Below are 1,497 nucleotides of genomic sequence, written 5' to 3'. Positions count from 1 at the left end.
GCAAATCAAGAGCACCTCTTATTATGTGATAACGCACACCCGGTAAATCTTTAACTCTCCCACCACGTATCAAAACAACAGAGTGCTCTTGTAAATTATGGCCCTCACCAGGTATATAAGCTGTCACTTCACCATATCCACTAATCCTTACTCTAGCTACCTTACGTAATGCTGAGTTAGGTTTCCTAGGAGTTGTAGTATACACCTTAGTGCAAACACCCCTCCTCTGAGGGTTATTTTTTTCCAAGGCTGGTACCTTTTTCTTACATGATAATTTCAATCTACCCTTGCGTACTAACTGATTTATCGTAGGCATATATTAAAAACCCAAGCTCATAAAATAACTTAAGCCCCAGTTATAAAATAATAAACCTCAATAGTCAATATAAAAATAAACGTTACTATTCTAATAATTTTAGCTCAACCTCTACGATCGCTGCCCAATAATGGCATTTGCTCGATGGCAGCATGAAAAAGCCCCAGTCTCATAATTTAAGCCCCTTTTAATTATTGAGCTTTAGAATTTGCTGTACTGATTTTACTACTATATAATATTATACGGTCAATATACTCCAAATGAGATGGAAAGATGAAGGCATCGTTATAGCCATTAAAAAGTACGGTGACAAAAACTTAGTTCTTTCTTTGTTTACAAAAAATCACGGAAAGCGCAGGGGTTTAGCTAGGCTAACAAACGATAGTAACTACAAGTTTCAAATAAGCAATCTATTACATGCAGAATGGAGTGCTAAGCTACCTGAAAATCTGGGGTTTTTTAAATGCGAACTGATCGAATCTCCATCCCATCATTTCTTTCAGGACAGACTAAAAAGCATCACTATTGTTTCTTTTTCTTCTATTTTGGAGAAAGTGCTTCCAGAAAGTGAGCCTTATGCTGTACTGTACGATAATTTTCTATACTTCATCGACGTAATCAAGCACGATAATGAGTCCTGGCAAGGCCATTACCTCAACTTAGAGCTTTTGCTCCTTACACAGCTCGGATTTAAGCTAGATTTATCGAAATGTGCTGTGACAGGTGCTCAAGAAGATTTACAATTTATTTCTCCAAAAACCGGCAGAGCAGTGTCAAAACAAGCAGGAGATTATTATGCAGATAAACTGCTGCCTTTTCCGCAAATGCTGCATGATGTATATAATAATAACCTACAAAACAGCTACTCATATCGAGAATTTCAATTAGGGCTAAAAGTCACAGGGTATTTTTTAAATAAATACCTATTTTCTCAGCTTAACATGAGATTTCCAGAGTCAAGAGACCTCATGCTTTCGCTTTAGTAGAACTCTTGCACAGCAAACCAATTTTGACACGTCATGAAACAAAAAACTACTTGACAACTTTTGCCGTTACCCTTATAATGATAATGAAGCTATTATTTATCTTTAGTCTGTGCAGATTAAACGACAAAAAACTCAATGTACTTGGCGTCTTATGTTTAATTTTTTGCACTATGTGCACCTCATGTCTTTACAAAC

The 1,497-nt window shown here is 36.4% G+C and carries 2 protein-coding genes; one reads left to right on the top strand and one right to left on the bottom strand.

Going from position 1 to position 1,497, the window contains the following annotated elements; translation table 11 throughout:
* Window positions 1-316 (bottom strand): 30S ribosomal protein S12 (gene rpsL / locus GO685_RS05220; RefSeq protein WP_175937868.1); only part of this gene is annotated, 316 nt, incomplete at its 3' end.
* Between the two features lie 260 nt (window positions 317-576).
* Here rpsL and recO point away from each other — a divergent pair.
* Window positions 577-1,299, top strand: coding sequence for a DNA repair protein RecO (gene recO, locus GO685_RS05215; protein WP_175937867.1), 723 nt, complete (start codon window positions 577-579; stop codon window positions 1,297-1,299).
* The last annotated feature ends 198 nt before the right edge of the window (window positions 1,300-1,497 follow it).

It is taken from the genome of Wolbachia endosymbiont of Madathamugadia hiepei (genome assembly GCF_013366855.1).
Lineage (GTDB): Bacteria > Pseudomonadota > Alphaproteobacteria > Rickettsiales > Anaplasmataceae > Wolbachia.
This window is presented reverse-complemented; position numbering and strand designations above follow the sequence as displayed.

Bases quoted from the DNA above. Each gene is read 5' to 3' on its own strand.
- recO (WP_175937867.1), top strand. From the start codon at position 577: ATGAGATGGAAAGATGAAGGCATCGTTATAGCCATTAAAAAGTACGGT.